The following is a 25,095-nucleotide window of genomic DNA, read 5'->3' as shown; positions in this document are numbered from 1 at the left end:
TGCGTAATGACTGACGATTATCCTTCTACTTTGACCGTGGCACGATCGCTCTTTGCGTTTCCATCCGCATCCAGCGTGATATGCACAAAATGTTCCGGCTTATCATAATCCTTTGTCTCGCCGTCATCGGTATAGTATTCATAGGATGCACCATCGGGAGCATAGGCAAGCAGGCGCAGATCTGCAAAATCCACATCGGCAACGCTCTGGATCTTTTTGCCGTCCTTGGCAAGGGGCAGAAGGTGTCCCTTGCGCATAAAGAACACCACTTCATCCAGCTCCACCGGAATGTAATGATGGCCTGCTGGCAGCACGCTGGTTTCGATGCGGTTGCTTTCGCTGCACTTTACCCGCACCTGCAGCATCTCCTCCGGCAGATAAACATACCGACCCCGGGCATTTTGCTCATATACCGGGGCGATCAACAGGCTTTCACCGATCATCACCTCATCCTCCACCCGGCGGGCAAAGTCGTCCTCCGGGAAGGCGAACGCCAACGGCATACAGTACATGCCGTCGTGCAGAGCAGCCTTCATGTACTCGCTGTAAATGTAGGGCAGCAGCAGGTAGCGCAGCTGTAAAATCCCGGCAAAGGCGGCCTTGTTCTTAAAGCGGTAGGGCTCCTGCCGACGGGTGCCGTTGGCAGAGTGGTTCCGCAGCAGCGGAGAGAAGATGCCCAAGCCGTACCAGCGCAGCACCAGATCCTCCGTGGTATTGCTGCCAAAGCCGCCAATGTCGGGGCCTTCGTACAGGAAGCCGCACATATTCAGGGAGGGCATCATGTGCAGCGCAAGCAGAATGTGGCTCCACCAAGAATGGTTGTCGCCAGTCCAGATGCCGCCATACCGGTGCATCCCGATGCAGGCAGAACGGGAGTATATCAAAATGCGCTTGTCCGGCTCCAGCCGCTCGAAAGCCTCGCCTGCCGCACGGGTCATGTTATAACCAAAAAGATTATGCACCTTGTCGTGCCGCATACGCCCCTGTTTGGTGTTGTGGTAGAACAGCTTATAATCGTTTTCGTTGTTGGAAAGCCCTGCCACCATGCCGGTAAAAGCACCAAAGCTGGAAATATCCAGGTTTTGCTTGCTGTATTTCTCAATTTGAGCAAAGGTCTTTTTCAGTCTTTCCTCTGCGTAGAAGATAGCAGGCTCGTTCATATCATTCCAGAAGCCCTCGATCCCCTGATCCAGCAGAACTTTATATTGACTGCCAAACCAAGCACGGGCTTCCGGGTTGAGCATATCGGGGAAGTGTACCCGTCCCGGCCACACACCGGCTACAAAGGGGGTGCCATCCTGATTCGTGCAGAAGTAGCCGTTTTTCACGCCCTCCTCGTACACATCATATCCCTCTTCGACCTTGACTGCTGCATCGATGATGGGGACAAGATGGATGCCCTGCGCTTTCATCTCGGCGGCAAAGTCTGCAAAACGCGGGAAGCGCTGCGCATCCACCGTAAAGTCCTTGTAACGCTCCATGTAATCGATATCCAAAACCACAGCGTCCAGCGGCATATGATTGGCACGGTAATTTACCACCACCTCGCGGACCTCGTCCTCGTTCATGTAGCTCCAGCGGCTCTGGGCGTTGCCAAAAGCCCATTTGGGCGGAATATAACTGCGCCCCACCAACTGGCGGAACTGGTGTACAATATCGGTCAGGCTCTCGCCCTCAATGATGTAGAGATCGTAATTTTCCTCGGCCACCGTGATGCGTAAGGTATCCATGTCGGTGTAGCCGCAGTCAAAGGTGACCTTGCCCGGGTAGTCGATAAAAAAGCCAAATGTATCCTTGCCGGACACGATCATAAAATTATAAGCACCGTACAGCGAGGATTTGCCCTCGGTATGGTTGCCGTCATCGGAGCACTTGCTTTCGTACACCCACCCGCGCTTGTTGATACCACGGACGTTTTCGCCAAGACCATACAGAGTATCCTGCGGTTCCATGGCATAGGAGAAACCATCCGGCTCCTTGGTCAGATAGGGTATCGTTTCCATCATGGGCAAAAAAGAACCCACTACACTTTCGGTATCAAATGGTTGACCGTATTGCTTTTTGTAGATCATAGTAAAATATCTCTCCTCTGTTTTTTGAATCGTCACAGTGTAAAACGTACCAACGTATTTTTGATGGACAATTAAGAAACTCTGACATTGGCTGGAGCAATTGGGGCTTCAGCCTTATTTTCAACCCAATAGCTGCGGTTGTGCAGCTATTTCAATACAAGATCCTTGAAACGTGCTTGAAACGTGATGTTCCTGCTTGCCCAGATACAGCTCCACGATCATTCGTCCGTTTTCGGTGTTGCAGAGTTCCTCTTTGCAATAGCCGCAGAGCTTTCCGTCCGCCTGTGCCACATAGCGGCGCAGCGGCTGCTGAAGCTCCTGCGGGATGCTGCTCCACGGGATCACATAGCTCATGCCGGTGTCCCCTACATCCACGATGCAGGCCCGGTCGCTGTCCTCCTCCGATAAAATCAGCTCCACCTGAAACACATCCGCAAAGAGTGCGCCCTGATACTTGGCTTTTTCCGCCTGCGCTGGGCACGCAGGTCAGACAGGGCGGCGTTCAGTTCCGCCTCCGGCACATCGGTCTGGTACAGCAGAATGTGCAGCTACTGCTCTGCTGTCTCACTTCCCTGCTCCCTGTCAGGCGGCAGGATCACGTCTGCATGGATATGCAAAGTCATGAAACATATAAAATAGGAAAAGCGTCAAAAATCATCTTGGCCAGCGCTCTTTTCTGGACATGAGTGGCGCGAATGGTACATGAGGATGCGTCTGGTACCAGTAAGCTGTGGTAGCTACATCATCCTGACGTTCAAAAAGACCTCCGTGGCTGACACCAATCTGCTGCAGAGTTACCTTAAGGTCCTTCTCAAAAAGGATAGGATCAAGAAGGTGCCAGCGGTAGAAGCTGCGTTGTGGCATCTGATCATCATTGTGGTAATCATTATGAAGGAAGGTATCGTGGCTAGAGTAGTAAGGATAGCCAAGATACGGAGTACAGTACTGATTTTCAACGGTTTGGCCATTTTGCTGTGTTGCAAAGCTCCAGGCACCGCCGAAGTAATCTTCTGTTCCGGTTCCGCAAATGGTTGGATAATCCTTGTCTCCATCGATGTAGAATTTCATCTCACCTTCTCCGTACCAGTAGCGTTCGAGGCTGGTAAGCGCAAGATAAGTTCCAACGTACTGGCCTTTCCCTTTGATGTTGTCGAGGACAACGTAGTCTTTTGCCTTTTCCGTTATGCGCTGACGACGCCACTGGGCATGGAAATAGGCAGCATCCTCCGGAACCGTTGTCAGGCAATAGTCGATCTGATAAAAGAAGGCCGGAATCGGCTCATCACACTGATTTTCAATGGTAATACGGGCGTTTTTACGGAACGGCATCGGGAAATAGCTGTTGAAACCACGGGTCGGATTGACAGCAATCGGGACTGAGTTCACCTGGTAGGAAACACCGAAGCCGCAGCAGAAGAAATCGCCAAGCGGGCATTCAACGGATGGGAATTCTTCATCGTCCCAGTACATGCGCAGAACAAGATCCCGCAGAACATAACGGTTACGTTCACTGGTACGGTCTGTAACGGTGATCCAGATGTGCTGAATCATGCCTTCTCCCTGGATCTCACCAAGTGTTACGGTCTCTCCTGCTTCTATTTTCGGAATACACGGGGAACCTTTTCTGGACGGACCAAGATCGCTGGATGCCATGCCGCCTTTTCCTTTTTCTCCGTTCCGGTTTTCCCAGTTGATGGAACGGGACTGTCCGTTTTTCAGTTGGAAAATATTCTGTAAACCACAATCAAACATCATATATTCCTCCTACTCACAAATGAGCAACTGTCTTTTATGTTGAATTGAATTCATTCAAACAATTCCGCTTAACAGGCACAGTCTCCACCCATGTTCCAGTTGATTCCTTGAAGGGGATTGCTTGCAAAGTTGTTATTATTGTACACTTTTATTTGTATAAAAGCAATGTGCTACTGCCATAAATCTTTAGTACCACACTTATGAATGCATAACCACAACATGAATTTTAACAAACAGACAGATAAGCCGACTCAAAAAGAAACATCATTGTACCAGCAAACAGTGCGTCCGTCTATACAAACGCCGAGGGTTCCTCCCACATGGGAAGGGATTCCTCGGCGTTCTTCATTTCATGCTTTTTGATTGCCCGGTCAACAGTATCACGCGCCTTACTGCAATGCACAGATCACAGCCACTGTTTCAGCACATCGTTCAGCTTATTCAAATCAAGCGGTTTGGCGATATGCTCGTTCATGCCGGTGTTCTTTGCCAGTTGCACGTCCTCGGCAAAAGCATTTGCCGTCATGGCAATGATGGGCACTTTGCCCCGGCTGCCGGCAAGCGCACGGATCGCAGCAGTGGCTTCGTAACCATTCATAATGGGCATCTGGATGTCCATAAAAATGAGATCATACCACTTTTCTGGCGCTTCCATCACCTTTTCGACTGCAATTTTTCCGTTTTCGGCGCTGTCGATGGTCACGCCCGTCATGCCTATGATCTCGGTTGCAATCTCACGGTTCAGCTCGTTATCTTCCACAAGAAGGATCCGCTTACCCGCATAGTTTTCCTTCGCAAAGTCTTCCAAATAGTTCCGGGCGTTTTCCTCCTTCTTCCCGGATGTAAACTGCCGCAGAGTTGCCGTCAGACGGGAACGGAACAGTGGTTTTGCCATAAACGCATTCACGCCCGCTGCTCTGGCTTCTTCTTCGATCTCGCTGAAATCAAAGGAAGTCAGGATGATGATCGTGACATCTTCTCCTACCCGTTCCCGGATTTTTCTGGCGGTTGCAATACCGTCTATTTCCGGCATCTTCCAGTCCAGGATCACCGCAAAATAGTCGCGGCCGGTCTTGTGCCGCGCCGCGCAGCGTTCCACGGCTTCCTTGCCGGTCAGGACCCATTCGCCCTCTATGCCGATCTCCTGAAGGGTCGCAACGGTGCTTTCGCAGCAGGTCTTGTCATCGTCCACGACCAGTACCGGCAGATCGAGCAGTTCTTTTTCCTGTTCCTTCTCGTTCTCCTGAAGTTTCAGATAGACCGTGACCGTGATCTTCGTTCCCTTGTTGGGAGCGCTTTCGACCTGAATGTCACCATTCATCAGGTTGACGATGTTTCTTGCAATGGCCATGCCAAGACCGGTGCCCTGCACCTTGGTCGTCCGGTGATCGTCTGCCCGGCTGAACGGCTCGAACATGATCTTCTGGAATTCCGGCGTCATACCGATGCCGTTGTCCTCGATGGAAAACTCGTAGCAGCCAAGCTTCGAGAAGCCGTTCGGTTTTTCCTTGATCGTAAGGGTGATGTTTCCTCCATCCGGGGTGTACTTGACGGCGTTGCTCATCAGGTTCACAAAGACCTGCTGGATGCGCAGACTGTCGCCACAGACAGCTTCGTGCTCAATGTGCTCAACATGGACTTCGAGCTGATGGTGGTGCTCGTCGATTGCCGGTTTTGTGAGGGTGAGCAGGTTATCGACCAGCTCCGGCAGGCTGAAATCCTCCTCGGCAAGGCTTATTCGCCCGCTCTCGATTCTGGCCATATCCAGCACTTCATTGATCAGTCCCAACAGATGACGGCTCGACTTTGTGATCTTGCCAAGGCACTCGACCACCCTGTCCTGACTCTCGATATTCGCACCCGCAATGGCGGTCAAGCCAACGATTGCATTCATCGGTGTACGGATATCATGGGACATATTGGAGAGAAATTCTGTCTTGGCGCGGCTTGCGTTTTCCGCCGCCCGGTACGCATCCTTCAGTGCCTTATGGGATTCGATCTCGGCCTTTTTCTCCTGTGACACATCCATCGAGGCCAACAGTGCTTTGACCAGCTTTGTGCCCTCCCACTCCAGCGGAATGAAGGAACCGATCTTATAGGTGTTCTCATCTATGGAGCAGTATTCAAATTTGTAGATGTCATTCTCGCCCTGCAGATTCTTTCGGATATTTTCCGGTGAGAACAATGCGTCCATCGCCGCCAATGGCTCCAACGTCTTATACCTTACAGCCACCTGCTCCACAAAATCATGGTAGGTTCCCGTCGGCGCGTAGATCATTTCACCTTGCAGATTATAGAACCGATACCGGTCATTTTCCAGATCGCAGACGACAAAGCGGTCCAGCAGACGCACCATACTCTTGATCAAAAGATCCATCGATGCGTTATCTGAGGCCATCTGCATCCGCCGTGCCGTCTCTGCTTTGGACTCTGTGATGTCCCGAAGAAAAATCATCGCATATTCGGAATCTTCGATCTCGCCGCGCATGACCACGTTGCTGACCCATCGTTCCTCCCCATCCAGAACGATGCGGCACTCCTGACGCAGCTCCGTCTCAAGCCCCTTTAATTTTTCCGTGATGTAGGCGCGATTATAGAAATTCGTTACAGACTTTTTGTCCTCTTCAACCACATAGTTATCCACAAAGAATCTGACCAGTCCATCCCATGTGTGGTTCTGCTCAAAGGCCGTCATCAAAGAGGGCTCCACTTTGAAAGCATCAAAGGTATTCTTTTCCAGATTTACATAGTATTCACAGAGGTTTGCGCTGGTAAATGCACGGTGAAATGCCGCTGCCCGCTGCGCCTGCATCCGGCTTCTTTTTTCCGCGTCAATATTGCTGATGATTCCGGCAATTCGATTGGCCGAGCCATCTAGACGGCGTATCACCTCCGCCGATGCCCGGAACCAGTGGTATTGGTCATCCTGCATTTTCAGTCGGTACTCAACATTATATTTTGTAGCATTGGTTTTGTCGGCAATCGTTTCCAAAAGCAGCTGCATTACCCGGTCATAGTCCTCCGGGTGCAGAAGGTTCGACCACGATTCCAGTTTGTTCGGAAAATCCAGAATATCATGATATCCAAGGATCTGCCGGAACGCATGGCTCCAGTTCACATGAACGATCTCACCGTTTTCATTACACTCAAAATACCATAGTGCAGAATGGATGGATTCATTAACCAGCGCAAGGTTCTCATATGCCCAGTTCATCTGTACTGACATGATCCAGATCGGTGTTCCATCCGTATCGACTGCATCTTTTTTGTAGAGACGCACATAGACGGGAGACCCATCTGCCGTGAGGATCTGGCCTTCTCCTCCGCCTTGGAGCTGACGAAAGCGTGCATTGTCAAGGAATGCGGCATCTTTCTTATAGAAAAGATTCTTCAGCGAACCCTTTGTCTGCTCCATCAGGGACTCATAGCTGTGGTTCAGATTATGCAGCAGCAGATCACTGACCGACAGGATCGACAATTCGGCATCATAGTACCCGGTAATGGTTCCAACACCGCCATTATAATAGATCGTCTCCCGCATGGCCTGAAATGCATTTTTTCCCAGCCTTACCGTATCGGAAGTGTAGATTTCATCTGTAAGTCTTCTATCGAATTTCATTTTCATCCTCGTAAGGTTTTGATTCTGCCGCGCACTTCAATTCTGGTATGTCTTTTATGGTCAACTGGCATACTGATTTTTGATCAAGCTTGTATAGTATAGCTAGTATAGTATACTTGCGCAGCATTTCGATTTCAAGCGCTAATTGGCATTGGCTGTGTAAAAAAGAGAGGCCAATCTGCATGAAAATTTACGCAAGTTGATCCCTGTACTTTTCCACGATCCGGCTATCAGTATAGACAGTCGCCTTGCCATGCGGTATACTCGAATCAGATCAACATTCCCGCCGCAGCACGCGGAAAGATCGTGGGGAAAATATACGGGTAACAGGCGCATTGCTCCGCAAAGCTGCTATATAAACTAAAAAATCCGCCGAGGATGCCTCCCAACTGGGAAAGCTCCTCGGCGACTTTTTTAACGTGTCTGTGTTTTCTCGGTGGTGTCCTTTTCAGGTCACTCGCTTATGGAATCTATTTTTTCGCGTTTTTCGGCAAACTTCTCTGTTATACTCCAAACACTGTTTTCGTCAGTCGAATACCTGCCGCTGTTTTCATGGTATGTTCCATAAAAGATCGGATCGCCTGATGGCCGTACCCGTTTTCGGACGCATTGACGATATCATCCGCCTCGATCAGGATCTGGTAGTCGATAGCGTCGATCTGCTCCGGGCTGTGGTGATGCCCCATCAGATAAGCCACCCGGTTCACAGGATATATTCCATCTGCCGTTCCTTTGTCCTCATGCCCATTTTTTCGTAGAAGTGCTCTGCCGAGGTGTTTCCTGCCCAGACGTTCAGCGTCACCTCATAGCAGCCTTGCTCTTTTGCCTGCTGCTTCACATATTCAAACAGGCTTTCCCCGATATGCTGTCCTCGTGCCTGCTGATCGACGCACAAATCGTCGATGAACAGTGACTTAAAGGGCACCATATTCGTAGAAAATGGCTGCTCCTGCATTTGACAGAAGGCATAGCCAATACACACATCATCTTCGTTCACGGCAACATAGATGGGTTTATCTTGCTGCTTCATAAGTTCAGCCAGTTCGCAGACAGTGTATTTGGTAGTGCCGGGAATAAAAACATCCGGTCGAATCTCTGCATGGATCTGCAATACCTGCCCCAGCAGTGCAAGAAGTCTGGGAATATCTTTTTCCTCTGCCTTACGGATCTTCATTTCATTTTGCACCTTCCCGTTTTTCAATTTTACGAATTCAGTATACCACACCCAATCCCATTGTAAAAGAGGATATGTACGCCGCCCGCAGGCGGCACGCTCTATTCCACCGATGATTCTTGAAGCCAGCCTTTGCGCAGCTGTTCCAGTGCGTGGGTCTCGAGCCTTGAGACATAACTTCTGCTGATCTGGAGCAGCTGTGCCGTTTCCAGCTGGGTCAGGGGCGGCTGACCCGCCAGCCCGTACCGCAGCAAAATCAGCTTGCGCTCCCGGGCGGGCAGGCCCTCGATCAGCCTGCGCAGCCGCCGGGCCTCGTCCTGCCGCTCACAGGCATCCTCCATGCAGAAGCCGTCCTGCAGTACATCGGAAAGGGTCAGTGCGCTATCTTCCTTTCCCGCTTCCAGTGTTTCCTGCAGGGAAACGACCACACCATTTCTGCGCTCCCTGCGAAAATGCATCCGCAGCTCATTTGCTATCCTCTCCCCAGCGCACTTTGGGATGGAAAAGAGAATCCACCTCTTTCACGCAATGACGCATCTACGTCAAAATGGATTTTTGGGAGTCGAGAGAGCGGTTCCTTTTTTCTGCTTCAGAGGGTGTCATGTGAGGGTCGTGGTCTAACCCCTCTATACATCTTACAGGTAACTTTGGCAGGCCCCCGCACCACCGTAGAGGCGCAGGCGTTCTACCGTATGTACCACTCTTACGCCGACATCCCGAACCCATGGGACCGTCTGCGCTGGTGCCGCTATGGTCTTGACCTGCTGCAAAAAGAGGTTGCCGCCATGGTGGGCATGGAAGAATGGCTCTATCGGGATCTGGAGAGTGGCACATTTCACCGCAGCTTTACGCCGGAACTTGCGGACAAGCTCGCCGCCCTTTTCGGCATCCCGGTGGAGGACATTCTGGACGACTACACCCTGTTTCTGCACCGGAGCGGCGGAGACTTCCTCCGCAGATACCGGGAGGCAAAAGGCTGGAGCCGTCAGCAGCTTGCCGACCATGCAAAGGTCAGCCGGACAAGCATCCGCTGCTGGGAAAACGGACAAAAGACCATCAGTCAGAGGTGCTTTTGCCATCTGGTGGAAAACCTTGGTTCCGATTTTCCATCTATGCTTCGCATGTGAGGTATGACAATTTTTCTCCGGCCAAACGAAAAAGCTCGTCTGCAAGCCACGATATGTGGCAGCGCAGACGGGCTTTCGTTATGGAATCATTCTGTTTCAGTTATCCTGATATTTGCTCTGACTTACATGGCGTTCCGTAAAACACGCAGTCGTTCTTCAAACGTTGCTTTCCATGCCGGATGCTCGGAGAATACGGTGTGCTCCACCTGACGGACTTGGTTCAGTCCGATGTTCCGCACCGCTTCCACTGCAGCATCTTTTTGGCTCAGATGGCGTTTTCCCACGGTCAGACAGTTTGCGCCTTCTGGCGTGTCGTACTGCTGAAACGCCCGGTTGAAGTCCATCAGGTCATGCAGACGGATGGGCTGATTGGTTTCGTTATCTACCAGCAGACCCCAATTTTCCCAATGACGGTCGGTATTGCCCACCAGATAATCCAGAATGTTCATCATATAGTAGCTGGGAGCATCCAACTCTAAGATCTTATCCAGCGTGTTCCAATCATGGTTCGTGCAGTAGACGTCATAGGCTGCATAGGTCACAAGACTGTATCGCTGAGATGTCATGATTTTGCTGATAGAAACCGGCTCATTTTCAAACATCCCCTGCTCATACAGTACCTGATGGCAGTCAAAGCACCGGCAGATTTTGCTTGCCAGCACTTCACGTTCCACTGCTTCTCTGCCACCATCCTTGTAAAGATAGAAGCCATCCTCTTTTCGCACCCACGCCTTGGGGTACAAGCCGCCCGTAGACAGGTCATTTGCCAGAAGATGGACGTTTGTCACCGTCATTTGGTGCCCCCGCAGCGCAATATCCACAAGCGCATTGCTTAAGGAGTGTGCAAAAAGGTTGATATCCTCGAATCGAATCTTCTCGTTTTCTTCTTTCACCCAGAACACATCCAGCAAAGACAAACAATGGTAGGATAATGCAATCTGTGCTCGTTCCCTGTCCGTAACACTCTGAGATGCACCGATACTGTTCAGGATTTCCTTGGCGTAGGTGCGATCCAACGTCAACATCCGGGAGGCGCACCAATAGTAAAAGTTCGTTACATTATTGATGCGCTCGTCAAAATCATCCGATTCCACCAGAACCAGATCATAGGGCATGAAATCCTCGAGGCAGACCCTGCATTCCCCTGTCGTGCTGAGTTGTGCCACACAGCTTTCCCGGTGCATGATCTCGTAAAACATGGTTTTCATCCCTCCCTGCGTTCTGTGTCTTGCTCTGTATTTATATTACCTTCTTTTTTCACGGGACGCAAGAGCTTTTACTTTTCAAAAAGCTTTTTCTGCTGCTCCATCAGGACGGTTTCGATACGCTCTTTCAGCAAAAAGTGGAACTGTTTTGGGTAATATGCAGCGTCAAATAATTTCCAGCCATTTGTGATCCTCCGCCATTCTTCCCTGCGTCTTTTCAACAAGCAGAACCGGGTCATATTCCGGAACGCCAACAGCATCCAGATAGTAATCCAAGCCCTTTCGTGTTTTCGGAATGCATCGGTCTGCCAGAAAGGCCAGGAAGTCTTCCCATGAGGGCGTTTCGTTCACACCAAACGCAGTATCCAGTATTTCGTCAACTTTGTTTTCGATGCAGATCTGCTCCGCTGTAAAATCTGCCAAAATCACGGTACACAACGTATCTCCGTCATAATACCGATATTCTTTCAACTGATGTCCTTTCTGTTCTGCATTTCTGCGGAACAGTTCCGAGTCTGTTGATGCAAGCGGTCGGACGGTGATTTTTTCACCGTCAAAAGAAAGTTCTACCCGGTCCTCTTTTGAAAGTCCCATCGCATGAAGCCACACTGCCGGGAGATTGACCGAATACTTTTCTGCATTCTTTCCTGCTGTTCCCCCGGCTTTTCTTCTCATAATTTTCACGCTGCGACGATTCATGCACTTCACCTTCCCTTGCAAAAAGAATACCATATTGGCCGCCAACAATCAATGATTTTATTTTGTCAGCAAAATTCCAAAAACTTATGTAACACAAAAAGCCCCACGCTCAACACTGCCTCTGAATCCGACTATCTCTGGTCGGAGCAGAAAAGCATATGTTGAGCGTGGGGCTTTGTTTATCGGCTCGGCTGCCAGCCGGGCTTTTGGTGTTCTTTGGGTTTGTAGGTTCCTTTGGTAGTATCGATCACCGCCTGCAGCAATTCGAGCTTCTGCCATGTGGGGCAGTTCAGACGGTCGATTTTTTCGATCACATAGTTGGCGTGGGCGGTTGCGACCCGTTTTCCGAGTTCGTCCCATCCCTCTTTCGTTTTGGGGTAATGTACCACCACTTCAATGGGGGCACTCTTTCGCATGGCTCACTCACCTCCGATTACATCGCTATCACCTCATTTTTACGGGTTACTGGTTGTCCGCTATTCGCTGCGGTTTCCGCTCAGAACGTTCAGAGCCAGACTGACCAGCAAAGCCATATCAATGCGGAGCATTTCAGCCTTGCTGGCATAGCCCATAAAGCGTTCGATGCGGGATTTATCGATCGTGAAGATCTGCTCCAGAAGAATCATGGACGGTTCTTCAAAGGCCGGGTTGGAATCCACCAGCACATGGGTGGGCTGGTTTTTCTTCTTTTCCGTCCGGGTGGTAACAGTTGCAACGATCAATGTAGGCGAATGACGGTTTCCAATGTTGTTCTGCAGAACTACCACAGGGCGTTTCCCTCCCTGTTCCGAGCCGATATGCGGCTCCATGTCTGCATAGTAGATGTCCCCTCTGAGATATCTCCAATTGTTCGGTAACATAAAAATCAACCTCCTTTTTATGTAAGAAACAGCCGCCGCAGACGGATACCACGACGGCTGTTGTTCAGGAGGTAAAACGAAACTGTCAGTTTTTCAGCGGCAAGCTCATCTCACGGCTGGCACCGTTATAGATGCGGAGAATCTGCCGCATGTGGCGGTTTGCAGAACTTCCGGTGTCTTTCTGAGCCAGCTGCGTGATGGTTTTCGGATGTGTCCTTGCCAGCTGCTGCACCAGCCGCTCCCGGCTGTACTCGCCCTCGTATACGGAGATGAAGCGGGCCACACCCCGGATTACCCCGGCAAGGTAGGCATCCACATTGCCCCGCCACGCCTCGTTGATGATGTTCAGCATCTCAATATAGCGCTCCCTGCCGTACTGCTTGTAGAGTTCGTATGCTGTTTCGATGCAGTAGATTTTCCAGGGTGCCCGGATGCCGTCATAGGCAAATTCCACACCGGCATTCGACGTGATCCCCACAAAGTAAAGTGCATCCGGGTTTTCGGCCACCAGATTTGCACGAAGGCGTTCGCCCGCCGTCAGGCAGGTAGCATTGCCGGTCTGAATCGCAAACAGCGTTGCTTCGTCTTCTTTGGTAAGGCCGTAGAAGACTTTGCAGCGAATCGTCACATCCTTGCCACCGTTGCAGGTTCGACGTGCTTCTACCGTGTTCTGCCCATCAAAAACATAGAAGCGCCCATCCCGGTAGCTGACCTTCGGCTCGTTCGCGATGTACTCCGAGAAGTTTTCCGCGATCTGCGAAACCTTCTCCATCCGCAGCATACGCTGATATTCAATACACGGGATCAGCAGTGCACTGTTTACCATCTGATAGGCAAACTTGCATTCAGGCAAAGTGTTCAGGTTCAGATTGGAATTCATCATAACTTTTCCTCCTTTACGGTTTTCAGATAGTTTGTCATCCGGTCAAGCAGTTCAAAAATGGTTTTTCGACAGGTTTTATCGGTCAGAACATCCGGGTGTTCTTGGAAAATAACATTCCACCGAAAGATAAACTCTTCCGTTGCTCCCTGCAGTTCGCACAGCATGATGGAGCCGGTTGCTGTTGCTTTATCCTTGTAACGGGCATCCACCGAGGCTTTCAGTCGGGCCTTGTCTTCTTCGGACAAGTGCCGTTTATGACCCTGTATGCTCTGAAGAAAACTTGGTGGCGCATTGCTGGTCGGCTCAATTTCCTCTTCCGGCGGGGACTCGGTGATCGGTGCCTGTACCGACGTTTCCGGCTGTTCTGCCTGCGACGCCGTGTTGTTTTCCGTTGCCGTTGGCTTTTTCTTCTGCGGTGCAGGCTTTGGCTTCGGTGGTGGCTTGCTCGGCTTCAGACGTTCGAGGACCGTATCATCACGGTCACTCTTTTTCTTCTTGAGTTCCTCAAGAATTGCCGGGCGTTCTTCCTTTGGAATTGAAGCAAGCGCTACGATCTGTTCATCCGTCGCCTTGATATGCCCGGTCAGGATCTCTTCCTGCGCACCGGGCACCGCTTCTTCCGCAGCATCAATGCCTCGTGAATACTTTTCGGCACGTCGTACCGTCGCAGACCCAACACCATGTTCTACGGCGATTCGTTCGCAAGTGCGTTTTTCTGAATCGATGTGATCATTTTGATCACATCGATAGTCTTACGGTTCATTTGCGTACTCCTTTTCGCTGATATATAAAAACGCCGTCCGTGGTTATCCTCGAACGGCGTTTGGAAAAGGTTTTGTATGGTTTCTCTTAATTTGCCCCCGGCACCCCTGAGAAAGGGAAACATTCAGGCGTTGGATTTGCACCACTCCATTGGCCTCTCGGCCACCCCGTCTTCTTTATGACCGGGCCGCGAATTACGGAAGTATCATTATCTGGAAGTACCTGAAGCTGCATATTCAATTTTCAAGGTCCGCCCGGCTGCGGCTCCCGCTCCTTTTCGGAGGTGGGCCGCTGCCGTGACAATAGTGTATCGTACTTTCGAGCAAAAGTTTATGGACTCGTAGTCCAAGTCACCCACCCTCTTAGTCCATATATTGTATACAACAGTCCCAAAAAGCAAAAAAATCCCGTCTGAAAAGCAAAACCTTCGCTTTGCCCTCAGACGGGATGTCTTTCTATAAAATTTCAAAAAGGGATTGACTTGAAATCAACTTCAAAGGTTATACTGAACGTCTCAGAAAATTTCAGTTGCCTCCTGTGCGGCAGGTACAGGCCCCAAAATACCTCTCCCGGCCATCACATGGTCAGGAGAGGTTTGCCTAATTATTTGGTTTATCAGTATTTTCCCTTTGGTACAATGAGTGGTGCTCCAGAAAGTGGATCCTTCATAACAATGCAATTAAGTTGATACACCTTTTGCATCAACTCTTCTGTAATGACATCTGCCGGTTTACCTTCTGCAATCAATTTTCCACGGCAGAGCGCAAACAAATGATTCGCATATCGTGCAGAAAGGTTCACATCATGCAAAATCATTACGATGGTCGTTCCCTTTCTGCGGTTTAACTCTGTCAGCAAATCAAGAATTTCCACCTGATAGGCAATGTCCAGATAGGTTGTCGGCTCATCAAGCAGCAAAATGTCTGTCTCCTGCGCCAGTGCCAGAGCAATCCACACTCGCTGCCGCTGACCGCCAGAAAGCTCATCCACACATCGGTTGGCCAGTTCTGTGATTCCCATCCGTTCCAGAGCATCCTCAACTGCGGCATAGTCCTCTTTGGTCATATTCTGCATGAACTTCCGGTATGGATATCGTCCACGTGCGACCAAATCTGCCACCGTGATTCCCTCCGGTACCGTTGGAGACTGGGGAAGAAGTCCAAGCATCTGCGCCAGCTGCGTGGAAGGATAACCGTGAACTGCTTTTCCGTCCAGAACCACCTGTCCTTTTTCGGGCTTCAGCAACCGTGAAAGGGTTTTCATCAGGGTGGATTTTCCGCAACCGTTCGCTCCAATGATCACACTAACCTTGTGAGCCGGGATTTCCAGATTCAAATCTTCAATGATGGTGGTTTCATCGTAGCCCACAGAGAGATTTTGAGTTTGCAATGTATGCTCTGTCATCAGACACGCTCTCCTTTCTTATTGATTTGCAGCAGGAGCAGCAGCAGATATGGTGCACCCAAAATTCCAGTGATAACACCCACCGGATATCGCACTGCAAAGAGATTTTGTCCTACCAGCTCTGAAGCCAGAATTAGAACCACACCTACCAGTGCCGAAGCAAGCAGATTGGTACGTCCTTTCCCAACGATTCTTGATGCGATTGGACCTGACAGAAAAGCAACGGACGCGATGGGGCCAGTGATAGAAGTTGCCACAGCTGTAAGAAGTAATGCGCACAGAATGGAGCCCAACCGTACACGCTGGACAGGCGCTCCAAGCGTGATGGGGTATTCTTCTCCCAACTGCATAACCTGCAAGCTTCGATTTAGCACTATTAAAATGAAGCCACCTACCAAAACTGTGATGCTCAGCACCGGAACATCTGACATCTGGACACCATTCAAGCTGCCCCGCAGCCATCGTAATGCTGTGGCAACATCGTATTCAGAGCCTTTCAATAACATCCATGAAATCAAGGCATTGAGCATAGCCTGCATTCCGATGCCAATCAGGATCATCCGACTGCCGGAACAGCCATGTCGGTCACGCGCCAGCAGGTAAATCAACGCTGCGACGAAAAGTCCGGCCAACACAGCAACGAGCGATACGATACCGCCGCTCCATTTGAGCATCAGAATACAAAACACTGCTGCTGCACTGGCTCCACTTGTAACACCAATAATATCCGGACTTGCCAGTGGATTCCGAAGCAAGGTTTGAAATGTGTTTCCGGACACCCCGAATGCGATTCCAGCAAGAATTCCAATGAGCATTTTAGGCAGCCGGAGAGTTTTGATGGTAAATGCAGCTCCTTTTGTCCCTTCACTGGTAAGAATCTTCCAGACTTCTGCCAACGAATAGTAAGTGTTGCCGCATGTCATCACCAGACAAGCCAGAACAACGCTCAGAATGATGAGCACAGCGGCTGCCAGAACAGAGCGACGGTGTCTTTGGGCAAACCCCTGCCGCACAGAAATGTTCGGTTTGTTCATAAACTGCGCACCTTCGCTTTCTTTGCTACAAGAATAAAGACAGGTGCTCCCAGAACAGCCGTTACAATTCCTACTTCCAGTTCACCAGGGCTGCCCAGAACACGGCCAAGCACATCGGCGAGAACCAGCAAGGCGGCACCGTATAATGCAGAAAGCGGAATTACTGTTTTAAGGTCAGCACCAAGCGTCAACCGGACAAAGTGCGGCACCATTAACCCTACAAAGCCGATTGGTCCTGCCAATGCAGTGGTGGCTGCACACAACAGCACACCGCCCAGTGCAGCCAGTGCTCGCACCAGTTGCACATTGACACCCAGACCAGCAGCCAATTCATCACCCAAAGCCAATGCATTCAAGGCTGGAATCAATATCACCGCTAGTACAAAACCCACCAGAAGATATGGCAGAATGGTGCGTATCTCCCCCCAGCTTGTACCACTGATGCTGCCGACCTGCCAAAAGCGAAATTCTTTCATGACAGAACTGTCCGGCAGCATAATGGTGTTGACTAAGGCAGAAAGAGCCGTGCCAGTGGCAGTGCCAGCCAATGCCAGTTTGATCGAAGTCGGACCGCCATAACCTACCGATGCGATACCGTAGACAAAAACAGCAGTCAAGGCCGCACCTGCAAAGGCCAGCCAGATATATTGCTGGCTGGATGTAATGTGCATCCACGCGATTCCAATCACGACAAACAGGGATGCGCCGGTATTGACTCCAAGTACACTGGGATCAGCAATCGGGTTTCGGGTCACAGCCTGCATGAGAGCACCTGATACGCCCAGTGCGGCTCCCGCCAGTACTCCAAACACAGTGCGCGGAATACGAGCCCAGACGACCGATGCCTCAAAAGTTCCTGAATCTGGATTTTGAAGAGCCTGCAGAACCTGCCCGATGGGAATAAGATTGGAACCATATGCTACGGAAGCCAGCATACATCCTGCCAAAATGATCATACCCAGCAGAGTGATTCCAATCACACGCTGCCCATTCTTCATACAGCTTTCTCTGCCACAGCATTCAGGACTTCCAGATAGCGGTCAATCGTATACGGAATCGACAGGATAGAGGGTGTGCTGGAAGCAGCCAGATCATCCGAGGAATCCAGCAGAACCACAGCACCGTTCTTCACCGCCGAAATTTCACTCAGCAGGGGATCAGCCTGAAGCGCGGTCAGCAGTTCATCTGTACCGTAGGTGATGATGATTTCCACATCGCTGAACTGATTTGCATTCTCCGCACTGACTGTCAGTGCAAAATCCTTCCCGTTATCCAGTGCGGCAACACTATCCGGCAGCGGCATTCCAAGATCCGTCAGAAATGCGGCACGCGGATCCAATGTGGTGTAAATATAGAATGTGCTCAGATCCGAAGCACTCAGCCAGAAGAAGGCTGCCTTCTTGCCCTCAATAGCAGGATACTCTGCCAACTTTTTCTGAATCATAGCGTCAGTCTCAGCCACCAGAGCTTCACCTTCACTCTTCATGCCCATCGCCGTAGCATCTACAATTGTTTCTTCGCGCCAAGTAGTAGACCATGCAACGCTGGGATATGCAACCGTCGGAGCGATCTGGCTCAACATATTATATTCTTCTTCGGAGAAACCGGAGTAAGCAGCCAGAATCACGTCCGGAGCGCAATCACTGATGGCCTCATAATCCCAGCCGTCCGTATCACTGAAGACATTCGGCGATGCACCCAGCTTTTCAAATGCGGCAGCAGTCCAAGGCAGCAGGCCGTCTTCGTTGACCGGGCCGAAGTTTGTTTTGGAAACACCAGTGGGCACGACACCCAGAGCCAGAGGCACATCCGGATTACCCCATGCAATTGCAACAATGCTTTCGGGCTTCTCCTCAATGACCGTCTCGCCATAAGCATGCTGGATGGTGATGGGATATTCCACCGCTTCATTGGAAGCTGCACTTTCCGCAGAAGAAGCCGTGCTTTCGGAAGCAGATTCACTGCTTGCAGAGGAAGTGGAGCTGCCGCAAGCGGCCAGCAAAGCGGCGGCACTGACCACACCTGCGGTCAGAAGAAAATTACGACGCGAAATCTTTCTCATAGTTCCCTCCAAAAATAGAACATCATTTCAGATAACATAAATGCATTCCGTCAGTTAGTAAGTTGTAACTAACGTCAACGGCGAATATTATACACTCCCTTTTGATGGTTGTCAATTAAAATTTTATTTTTAGCTAAAGTTATTTTAATTTCTTGACAAAATTTAATTCTTCATGCAAAATAGAAAAAAGCATTGCAAAAGGGGTATTTCTTTATGGCTGTAATGAAAGATGTTGCAAAACTGGCCGGCGTTTCCATCTCGACTGTCAGTTTTGTTTTGAATGGAACTGCAAAAGAGCACAAAGTTGCGGATAAAACTGCCCAAAAAGTACTCTGTGCTGCGCGTGATTTGGGATACCAGCTGAATGCGCCGTCTGTTATTTCCCCTTCTCAGCTTACCATCGCACTGTTTTTTCCATCTGTCTCTCTCAGCGCAGAAGTCAACCTCTTCGCTTCTGCAATGGAACGACAGATTCAACAGACAGACACCCCTTTTAATCTTCTGCTCTGCCTCTACGAACGAGGTCAATTGGAAATGCGAATCCGGAACCTTGCACCTTCCGCATATACAGCAGCCATTGTTGTTGCTGAATCCGAATCCGACCGAAATGCATTGGAAAAACTGCCAAACACGCTGCCGTTGATTCTTTTCAATGGCACAAGTCGTAATTTCTGCAGCGTATCCTGCCAGACAGAGGATTCCATCCGACAGGCCGCGCAAATCATCTCCGCAAAAAACTATCACAACATCGTCATTCTATCCGGAGTTCAGCCTGATTGTTCCGAAGATGATACGCTGAATCAGCTAATGATTATTTTGCATCAGCAGGGAATCCCGATTTCACTCCAGCAATGTTTCTCCACAGAAAACTCTTATCAAGGAGGGGCTATCGCAGCAAGACGTATCCTGAACCTTTCTGAGAAGCCGGAACTTGTGATCACGATGAACACAACTCTTGCCTTTGGTGCGATCCCTCTTCTGGCTCGAAATGACTTTATTTTTACGCAGCAGGCCGAACTTCTCAGTTTTGGACGAATGGAAGACCGGAATCACCTGAGCAACTATATTCCCTCAATCTCTTTTATTGGAATCCCGATGTCTTTAATTGCAGAAGATTGCTTTACGCTGGCACTTCGTCTTGCTCGTGGGGAACTAAAAGCCGCCGAGCATGTTCGCTGTCAGTCCAATCTGATGCTGAATGCCAGTTTTACGATTTGATACTAGGAGCCTGCTGCATCCGTTCTCTTTATACAAAATGCCGCCAGTGTATCATGTGAAATCCATCACACGGTACACTGGCGGATATGCTTTTATCCCTTATGGCCAGTTACAGCCCCCCACATCCATATTCATTTAGACAGACTGCGGAATTCCAGTGGGGTGACGCTATAAGTTTCTGCGAATACCTGCGCAAACTTGCCTTGATTTTCATATCCGACGGCATTTGCGATCTCAATAACTTTCATATTATGCTGGGAGCAACCTTCCAGTTGACGGCCAATGAGGCCAAAGTTCTTTAATGTGTAGCCATCTCCGCAAAAGAACAGGAACCAGCCTTTACAATAAAAAACAAAAAGTCCCGCCTGAATTCACTTTCAGGCGAGATGTCTTTCAATATGACTGCTCTGGCGGCATAATCCCCTGTGCTGATCTGATATAGGTGATGCAGATTCTCCTCGGTAATCGTATTCTGACGATTCGCGATAAACTCCAGTCCGCGCTTCATACCATAGATGCGGGCTTCTTGTTCATCACGAGGGGCATAACCATCGAGGATATAACGGATACTGCTGCGGGTCGAGCGGATACTTTCAATTTGAAAAGTCGCATAAATTTCCTCGGTCATCGCCGACAAACCGAAGTTTTGTCCACTGACTGGGACAGAGAGCAACTGCTTCATACCATTTGTTGAAATTTGCGCGAGGTTCGGCAGGTAAAACAGCTTATTTCCAGAAAAATCAGTCAACGGCAGAGGCTGCGCAAAGTTTTGCCGCAGCAATTCGGCAAATTCTTTGACGCTGACAGTCGAGTACTTGTATTCCATCCGATTGAGTTCAAACAAATGCTTATCTGAAAGCATTTTGGCAAACTGTGCCCCATCCATTCTGTCCACCTCGCAGTTGATACTTATTGATACTATATAGTATCAATATACCGATTCTTTATAAAAAAGTCAACCGAAACAGGCCGAACCAACTTTTTTCCATACTTTCCGTCAAAATTCCCGTGGCACAGCCACGAATCACATTTCCATCGGCTTATTCCCCACTTCGTCCAGATACGCATTCAAAAATTCCGCTGCAAGGCTGTTGGGACGGATGTTTTCTCTGGCTTCCTGTGGGGTGAACCACTTGCAGCGGTCCACTTCGTGGTTGATATGCAGCGCCTTTGCGGTTCTGACGAAAGCGGTAAAGTTGCACATCAGCGTGTTAGACGGCTCAAAAAACTTGGTACGGTTGAACCGGAGGTGCTCTACTTCCAACCCGGTTTCTTCCCGGACTTCCCGTACCACGGCGTGTTCTTCTGCCTCACCGCGGTTCACATATCCAGCCACCAGAATATAAGAGGGCTTGCCGTACCGCATTCAAAGCAATGCTTCTGAATCATTTTTACACTCCAAACACTGTTTTCGTCAGCCGGATACCTGCTGCCGTCTTCATCGTATGTTCCATAAAGGTTCGGATTGCCTGCCGGCCGTACCCACTTTCGGACGCATTGACGATATAATCTGCCTCAATCAGAATCTGATAGTCAATGCCGTTGATCTGCGCCGGACTATGGTGGTGCCCTACCAGATAGGCCACACGGTCGATCTGTTCTGCCGTCATGCCGGTATCCGCCAAGAACTCCCGCACCAGCGGAGCACCCTCCTGCTCCTGATATTTACCATTGGTGTTGCCGTACTTTTTGCGGCAGAGCGGGCAGGCGATATCGTGGGTGATGGCCGCCACCTCCAGAATAAACTGCGTGTCTGCGTCCAGCCCCTCCAGCTCACCAATGGTTTTGGCATAGGTCCACACGCAGCTCAGGTGAGTGATGTCATGGATATTCCCTTCGGAAAAGGCGATCATCTTTTCCATGATCTGTGCAATGGTCATCATTTGTTTCACTCCCGTTTTTAATACTTAAATGTTCACCTTGATAAACGCGAATTTGTTTACTGTTTCTTATCATTGAAGTAAATGATAAATGCTCCCATCACAGCAACAGCAAGAATAACGCCCCACTCTGGTGCATTGACCCAATTTGCAAAGATGGCACCACTTATATACCCAACAATTACGGTTACGATCATTGCTAAAATCGCTTTCCCCATACAATCACGCTCCTCGTCAAATTCCGATTTATCAAATAAGAATTTCCGTCAATTTTTCTCTTGATGTGGCTCGCTTCTAAGAGTAGGAACGAACTGTTCTGCTGCCGGAGACGGACCATTCGGGTCGGTCTCCGGCAGTATTTTTGTTATCGCGTATTAAAAAACAGCCGGAACGACTTTCTGCTGCGCTACATCGATGATGCCGTATGTATTCAGTCTGAGTTTTGGAATGACCGGAAGGCTGACGAAGGCGAGGGTCATAAAGATGCCGATATCTTCCGCTACACCATGTGCCTTGAGGGCATCGTTCAGCGCCTGCATTTTCGCCGCAACGCTCTCTGCGCTTTCGTTGCTCATCAATCCGGCCACCGGAAGCGCAAGTTCTGCCACGACCTGTCCATCTGCCACAAACGCAAGTCCGCCTTTGTTTTTCCGCACAGTGTTGCCGGCCAGCATCATATCGGTATCGTTGTCCCCTGCCACGATCAGGTTATGGGAATCATGTGCGATGCTCGATGCAACGGCTCCGCATTTCAGGCTGAAGTTTCCTAAAAAGCCAATGCCCACATGGCCGGAGTGATGATGCCGCTCAAAAACGGCCAGTTTTACGATGTTGTGTTCCGGGTCCACACCGGGAGCTTTGCCCGGATGCCGTTGGAACGGGATGATTTTTTCCTCCGTAAGCAGCTCGCCCCGGTTCAGGCAGATGACACGCTCCTGCTCCCCGCTTTCCCGAAGTTCCAGGTCCTGCAGTGTGATCTCATCCAGATCAAAGGAATCCATAACGTGGGAAAATCTCACACGGTCGATGTCAAGCGGTGCAGGTTTCAGCGTTTTTCCGTGCTCGGCCACCAGCGTGCCATTCTTGTAAACCTGTTCGACCGTAAAGGATTCCAGATCAGAAACCACAACCAGATCTGCCCGGTACCCCGGTGCTACGGCACCGCGCTGCTTGAACCCAAAATACTGTGCCGGGACCAGCGTTGCCATTTTGACGGCCACTGCCGGGTCTGCGCCCAGCCGGATCGCTTTACGGATGTTGGAATCGATGTGGCCGCTGTCCAGCAGGTCACCGGGGTGCTTATCATCCGTCACCAGCATACAGCGGCTGCAATAAGGCTCCCGGAACAGCGGCATCAGGGCCTCCATATTTTTGGCAGCCGTTCCTTCCCGGATCATGATGTATTGTCCGCGCCGGAGTTTTTCCATGGCTTCCTCGATGTTGGAGCACTCGTGATCGGACCGAACGCCTGCCGCAATATAAGCATTCAGGTCCTTATCGCTCAAGAGCGGTGCGTGTCCATCCACGATCTTTCCCGCTTCGGTGCAGTCGCGGATCTTCTGCAGGATCTTCGGGTCACAGCGCACCGTCCCGTAGGCATTCATCAGTTCCGCAAGCCCCAGCACACGGGGATCGCCGTAGTAAGGCCGGAGCTGTTCTGCGTTCAGCACCGCACCGGATTCATCCAGATCCGTGGCCGGAACACAGGAGGGCAGCATGAAATAAACCGAAAGGGTCAGATTTTTTGTCGTTTCCAGCATAAAATCCAAGCCTTCCAGCCCCGCAACGTTCGAGATCTCGTGTGGGTCTGTGACCACCGCAGTGGTACCGTGGGGCAGCACTGCCTGCTCGAAAGCCGGACCACAGAGCATGGAGCTTTCGATGTGGATATGCCCATCGATCAGGCCCGGGCAGACATATTTGCCGTGCAGATCAACTTCTTTCCGGCCATGATACGTGCCCACGCCCACGATTGAATTTCCGCTGATGGCAATATCAGCGGTGTCGATCTCATCGGTAAACACATTGACGATTCTGGCATTTTTCAAAACCAGATCGGCCAAAGCATCTCCTCTGCCTGCCGAGATCCGGCGTTTCAGCTCATCAGACTGCATAGAAACATCTCCTCTCTCTGAAGTTCGATTTTCTCACCTGTGGATTGGTTCTGCCCTTATTCTACCACGCCTTGCCGCTGCGGAAAAGATGCCAGGAACAAAAATGGCCCCGGAGGGCTTGTTACAGCTCTCCGGGGCCACCTTATGTGCGTGTGTGACTTGGCGCAGACCGTCAGCACTCCACTGCCACCTTGATCACGCCGTCCCGTTTCTTTTCAAACAGCTCGTAGCCCTCTGCGATCCGGCGCAGGGGGTAGGTGTGGGTGATGAGCGGTTCGGTATCGATCTTGCCTTCTGCGATGAGACGCAGCGTTTCTTCACAATCGCAGCCGTCCACGCCGCCGGTCTTAAAGGTGAGGTTTTTGCCGTACATTTCCGGCAGCGGCAGGGTCTGTGCCTTATCGTACAGTGCCACCACCGTCACAATGGCGTTGGGCCGTGCACACTCCCATGCCAGCCGGAAGGTGGAGTCTGCCCCTGCCACCTCCAGCACCACATCGGCCCCGCCGTGGTCGCTGTGGGCACGCACAAAGGCGGCGCAGTCCTCCGGCTGCACGGTGAGCACCTGCGGGTAGTGCCGACGGATGAACTGCAGGCGGCTTGCGTCCTTTTCACAGACGATGATGCGCTTGGGGCTGTGCAGCATGACGCACAGCAGCGTGCAGATGCCAGTCGGCCCTGCACCGAGGATCAGCACGGTATCCTCGGGGGTGATTTCCGAGATGCGTGCCGCCCAAAAGCCGGTGGCCAGCACATCGCCCACCAGCAGCGCCTGCCGATCGGTAACGCCGTCCGGGATCTTGTTCAGTCCCTGATCCGCAAAGGGCACCCGGACATACTCGGCCTGCCCGCCGTCGATGCGGCAGCCCAGCGCCCAGCCGCCGTTTTGATCGGTGCAGTTGTTCACAAAGCCTTTTTTGCAGAAAAAGCACTCTCCGCAGAAGGTCTCCACGTTCACCGTCACCCGGTCGCCGGGTTTCACATTGGTCACCGCACTGCCCACTTCTTCTACGATGCCCACCATCTCGTGCCCTACCGTGATGCCGGGCACCGCCCGTGGCACGCTGCCGTGCTTGATGTGCAGATCGCTGGAGCAGATACTGGCAAGGGTCACCTTTACAATGGCGTCCCGCTCGTGCTGCAGCACCGGCTTTGGTTTTTCCATCAGGGCAAACGTCCCCTCTGAAACATAGGTATAGGTCAGCATGCTTTTTACCTCCATGCGCT

General features: G+C 50.8%; 26 protein-coding genes. 2 read left to right on the top strand and 24 right to left on the bottom strand.

Features of this window, described 5'->3' with window-relative positions; all coding sequences use genetic code 11:
* Positions 1–17 precede the first annotated feature (17 nt).
* The 7 genes from MTP42_RS05675 to MTP42_RS05645 form a co-directional block, all read right to left on the bottom strand.
* Positions 18–2,072: a TIM-barrel domain-containing protein gene (locus MTP42_RS05675; protein WP_249258149.1), complete on the bottom strand. Its 2,055-nt coding sequence runs from the start codon at positions 2,070–2,072 to the stop codon at positions 18–20.
* Between the two features lie 120 nt (positions 2,073–2,192).
* Complete coding sequence (locus MTP42_RS05670) at positions 2,193–2,492, bottom strand: hypothetical protein (protein ID WP_249258148.1); 300 nt, start codon at positions 2,490–2,492, stop codon at positions 2,193–2,195.
* 234 nt (positions 2,493–2,726) lie between these two features.
* The gene (locus MTP42_RS05665; protein WP_442899454.1) at positions 2,727–3,827 is read right to left on the bottom strand and encodes a glycoside hydrolase family 172 protein; all 1,101 of its coding nucleotides are present in this window, start codon (positions 3,825–3,827) and stop codon (positions 2,727–2,729) included.
* A 406-nt stretch (positions 3,828–4,233) separates the two neighbouring features.
* The gene (locus tag MTP42_RS05660) at positions 4,234–7,446 is read right to left on the bottom strand and encodes a hybrid sensor histidine kinase/response regulator (RefSeq protein WP_249258147.1); all 3,213 of its coding nucleotides are present in this window, start codon (positions 7,444–7,446) and stop codon (positions 4,234–4,236) included.
* A gap of 503 nt (positions 7,447–7,949) precedes the next feature.
* Positions 7,950–8,153 (bottom strand): hypothetical protein, encoded by a 204-nt coding sequence (locus tag MTP42_RS05655; protein WP_249258146.1) that lies wholly within the window; start codon positions 8,151–8,153, stop codon positions 7,950–7,952.
* Positions 8,150–8,620, bottom strand: a complete 471-nt coding sequence (locus MTP42_RS05650; protein WP_249258145.1) for a GNAT family N-acetyltransferase — start codon at positions 8,618–8,620, stop codon at positions 8,150–8,152. The genes MTP42_RS05655 and MTP42_RS05650 overlap by 4 nt, the downstream gene beginning before the upstream one ends.
* A gap of 101 nt (positions 8,621–8,721) precedes the next feature.
* Positions 8,722–9,078: a sigma-70 family RNA polymerase sigma factor gene (locus MTP42_RS05645; RefSeq protein WP_156075545.1), complete on the bottom strand. Its 357-nt coding sequence runs from the start codon at positions 9,076–9,078 to the stop codon at positions 8,722–8,724.
* A gap of 189 nt (positions 9,079–9,267) precedes the next feature.
* Between MTP42_RS05645 and MTP42_RS05640 the strand changes: the two genes are divergently transcribed.
* Complete coding sequence (locus MTP42_RS05640; RefSeq protein WP_227612004.1) at positions 9,268–9,747, top strand: helix-turn-helix domain-containing protein; 480 nt, start codon at positions 9,268–9,270, stop codon at positions 9,745–9,747.
* Between the two features lie 122 nt (positions 9,748–9,869).
* On the opposite strand, the gene MTP42_RS05635 is transcribed toward MTP42_RS05640, so the two are convergent.
* The 10 genes from MTP42_RS05635 to MTP42_RS05590 form a co-directional block, all read right to left on the bottom strand.
* Complete coding sequence (locus MTP42_RS05635; protein ID WP_373274355.1) at positions 9,870–10,946, bottom strand: hypothetical protein; 1,077 nt, start codon at positions 10,944–10,946, stop codon at positions 9,870–9,872.
* A 171-nt stretch (positions 10,947–11,117) separates the two neighbouring features.
* Positions 11,118–11,651: an AbrB/MazE/SpoVT family DNA-binding domain-containing protein gene (locus tag MTP42_RS05630; protein WP_249241623.1), complete on the bottom strand. Its 534-nt coding sequence runs from the start codon at positions 11,649–11,651 to the stop codon at positions 11,118–11,120.
* 179 nt (positions 11,652–11,830) lie between these two features.
* On the bottom strand, positions 11,831–12,067 hold the full coding sequence (locus MTP42_RS05625) for a hypothetical protein (protein ID WP_005922522.1): 237 nt from the start codon (positions 12,065–12,067) through the stop codon (positions 11,831–11,833).
* A 60-nt stretch (positions 12,068–12,127) separates the two neighbouring features.
* Positions 12,128–12,511, bottom strand: a complete 384-nt coding sequence (locus tag MTP42_RS05620) for a type II toxin-antitoxin system PemK/MazF family toxin (protein WP_097785024.1) — start codon at positions 12,509–12,511, stop codon at positions 12,128–12,130.
* An 85-nt stretch (positions 12,512–12,596) separates the two neighbouring features.
* Positions 12,597–13,394, bottom strand: coding sequence for a DUF6551 family protein (locus MTP42_RS05615; protein WP_249258144.1), 798 nt, complete (start codon positions 13,392–13,394; stop codon positions 12,597–12,599).
* A complete protein-coding gene (locus MTP42_RS05610; RefSeq protein ID WP_249258143.1) occupies positions 13,391–14,005 on the bottom strand; it encodes a hypothetical protein in 615 nt (204 codons plus the stop codon). Before MTP42_RS05610 ends, MTP42_RS05615 begins: the two co-directional genes overlap by 4 nt.
* A 766-nt stretch (positions 14,006–14,771) precedes the next feature.
* A complete protein-coding gene (locus tag MTP42_RS05605) occupies positions 14,772–15,560 on the bottom strand; it encodes an ABC transporter ATP-binding protein (protein ID WP_005932470.1) in 789 nt (262 codons plus the stop codon).
* Entirely contained in the window at positions 15,560–16,594 is a 1,035-nt protein-coding gene (locus tag MTP42_RS05600; RefSeq protein WP_005932467.1) for a FecCD family ABC transporter permease, read from the bottom strand. Before MTP42_RS05600 ends, MTP42_RS05605 begins: the two co-directional genes overlap by 1 nt.
* Positions 16,591–17,592, bottom strand: a complete 1,002-nt coding sequence (locus tag MTP42_RS05595) for a FecCD family ABC transporter permease (RefSeq protein WP_005932464.1) — start codon at positions 17,590–17,592, stop codon at positions 16,591–16,593. The genes MTP42_RS05600 and MTP42_RS05595 overlap by 4 nt, the downstream gene beginning before the upstream one ends.
* Positions 17,589–18,656 carry an iron-siderophore ABC transporter substrate-binding protein gene (locus MTP42_RS05590; RefSeq protein ID WP_005932462.1) on the bottom strand — a complete coding sequence of 356 codons (1,068 nt, stop codon included), beginning with the start codon at positions 18,654–18,656 and terminating at the stop codon, positions 17,589–17,591. The genes MTP42_RS05595 and MTP42_RS05590 overlap by 4 nt, the downstream gene beginning before the upstream one ends.
* A gap of 213 nt (positions 18,657–18,869) precedes the next feature.
* Between MTP42_RS05590 and MTP42_RS05585 the strand changes: the two genes are divergently transcribed.
* Positions 18,870–19,874, top strand: a complete 1,005-nt coding sequence (locus MTP42_RS05585) for a LacI family DNA-binding transcriptional regulator (RefSeq protein WP_097772339.1) — start codon at positions 18,870–18,872, stop codon at positions 19,872–19,874.
* 131 nt (positions 19,875–20,005) lie between these two features.
* On the opposite strand, the gene MTP42_RS14725 is transcribed toward MTP42_RS05585, so the two are convergent.
* From MTP42_RS14725 to MTP42_RS05555, 7 genes are all read right to left on the bottom strand, one after another.
* Positions 20,006–20,122 (bottom strand): hypothetical protein, encoded by a 117-nt coding sequence (locus MTP42_RS14725; RefSeq protein ID WP_143405736.1) that lies wholly within the window; start codon positions 20,120–20,122, stop codon positions 20,006–20,008.
* 50 nt (positions 20,123–20,172) lie between these two features.
* On the bottom strand, positions 20,173–20,760 hold the full coding sequence (locus tag MTP42_RS05580) for a hypothetical protein (protein WP_249258142.1): 588 nt from the start codon (positions 20,758–20,760) through the stop codon (positions 20,173–20,175).
* A gap of 138 nt (positions 20,761–20,898) precedes the next feature.
* Entirely contained in the window at positions 20,899–21,240 is a 342-nt protein-coding gene (locus tag MTP42_RS05575) for an NAD(+) diphosphatase (protein WP_005932450.1), read from the bottom strand.
* 25 nt (positions 21,241–21,265) lie between these two features.
* Entirely contained in the window at positions 21,266–21,757 is a 492-nt protein-coding gene (locus tag MTP42_RS05570) for an HD domain-containing protein (protein WP_215665878.1), read from the bottom strand.
* A gap of 56 nt (positions 21,758–21,813) precedes the next feature.
* Entirely contained in the window at positions 21,814–21,972 is a 159-nt protein-coding gene (locus MTP42_RS05565; protein WP_005932444.1) for a hypothetical protein, read from the bottom strand.
* Between the two features lie 156 nt (positions 21,973–22,128).
* Positions 22,129–23,868, bottom strand: a complete 1,740-nt coding sequence (gene ade, locus MTP42_RS05560; RefSeq protein WP_249258141.1) for an adenine deaminase — start codon at positions 23,866–23,868, stop codon at positions 22,129–22,131.
* Positions 23,869–24,040: 172 nt separating this feature from the next.
* The gene (locus MTP42_RS05555; RefSeq protein WP_035394006.1) at positions 24,041–25,075 is read right to left on the bottom strand and encodes an alcohol dehydrogenase; all 1,035 of its coding nucleotides are present in this window, start codon (positions 25,073–25,075) and stop codon (positions 24,041–24,043) included.
* Positions 25,076–25,095 lie beyond the last annotated feature (20 nt).

The sequence above is a fragment of the Faecalibacterium sp. I2-3-92 genome, assembly GCF_023347315.1.
Classification (GTDB): Bacteria; Bacillota; Clostridia; order Oscillospirales; family Ruminococcaceae; genus Faecalibacterium; species Faecalibacterium duncaniae.
This window is presented reverse-complemented; position numbering and strand designations above follow the sequence as displayed.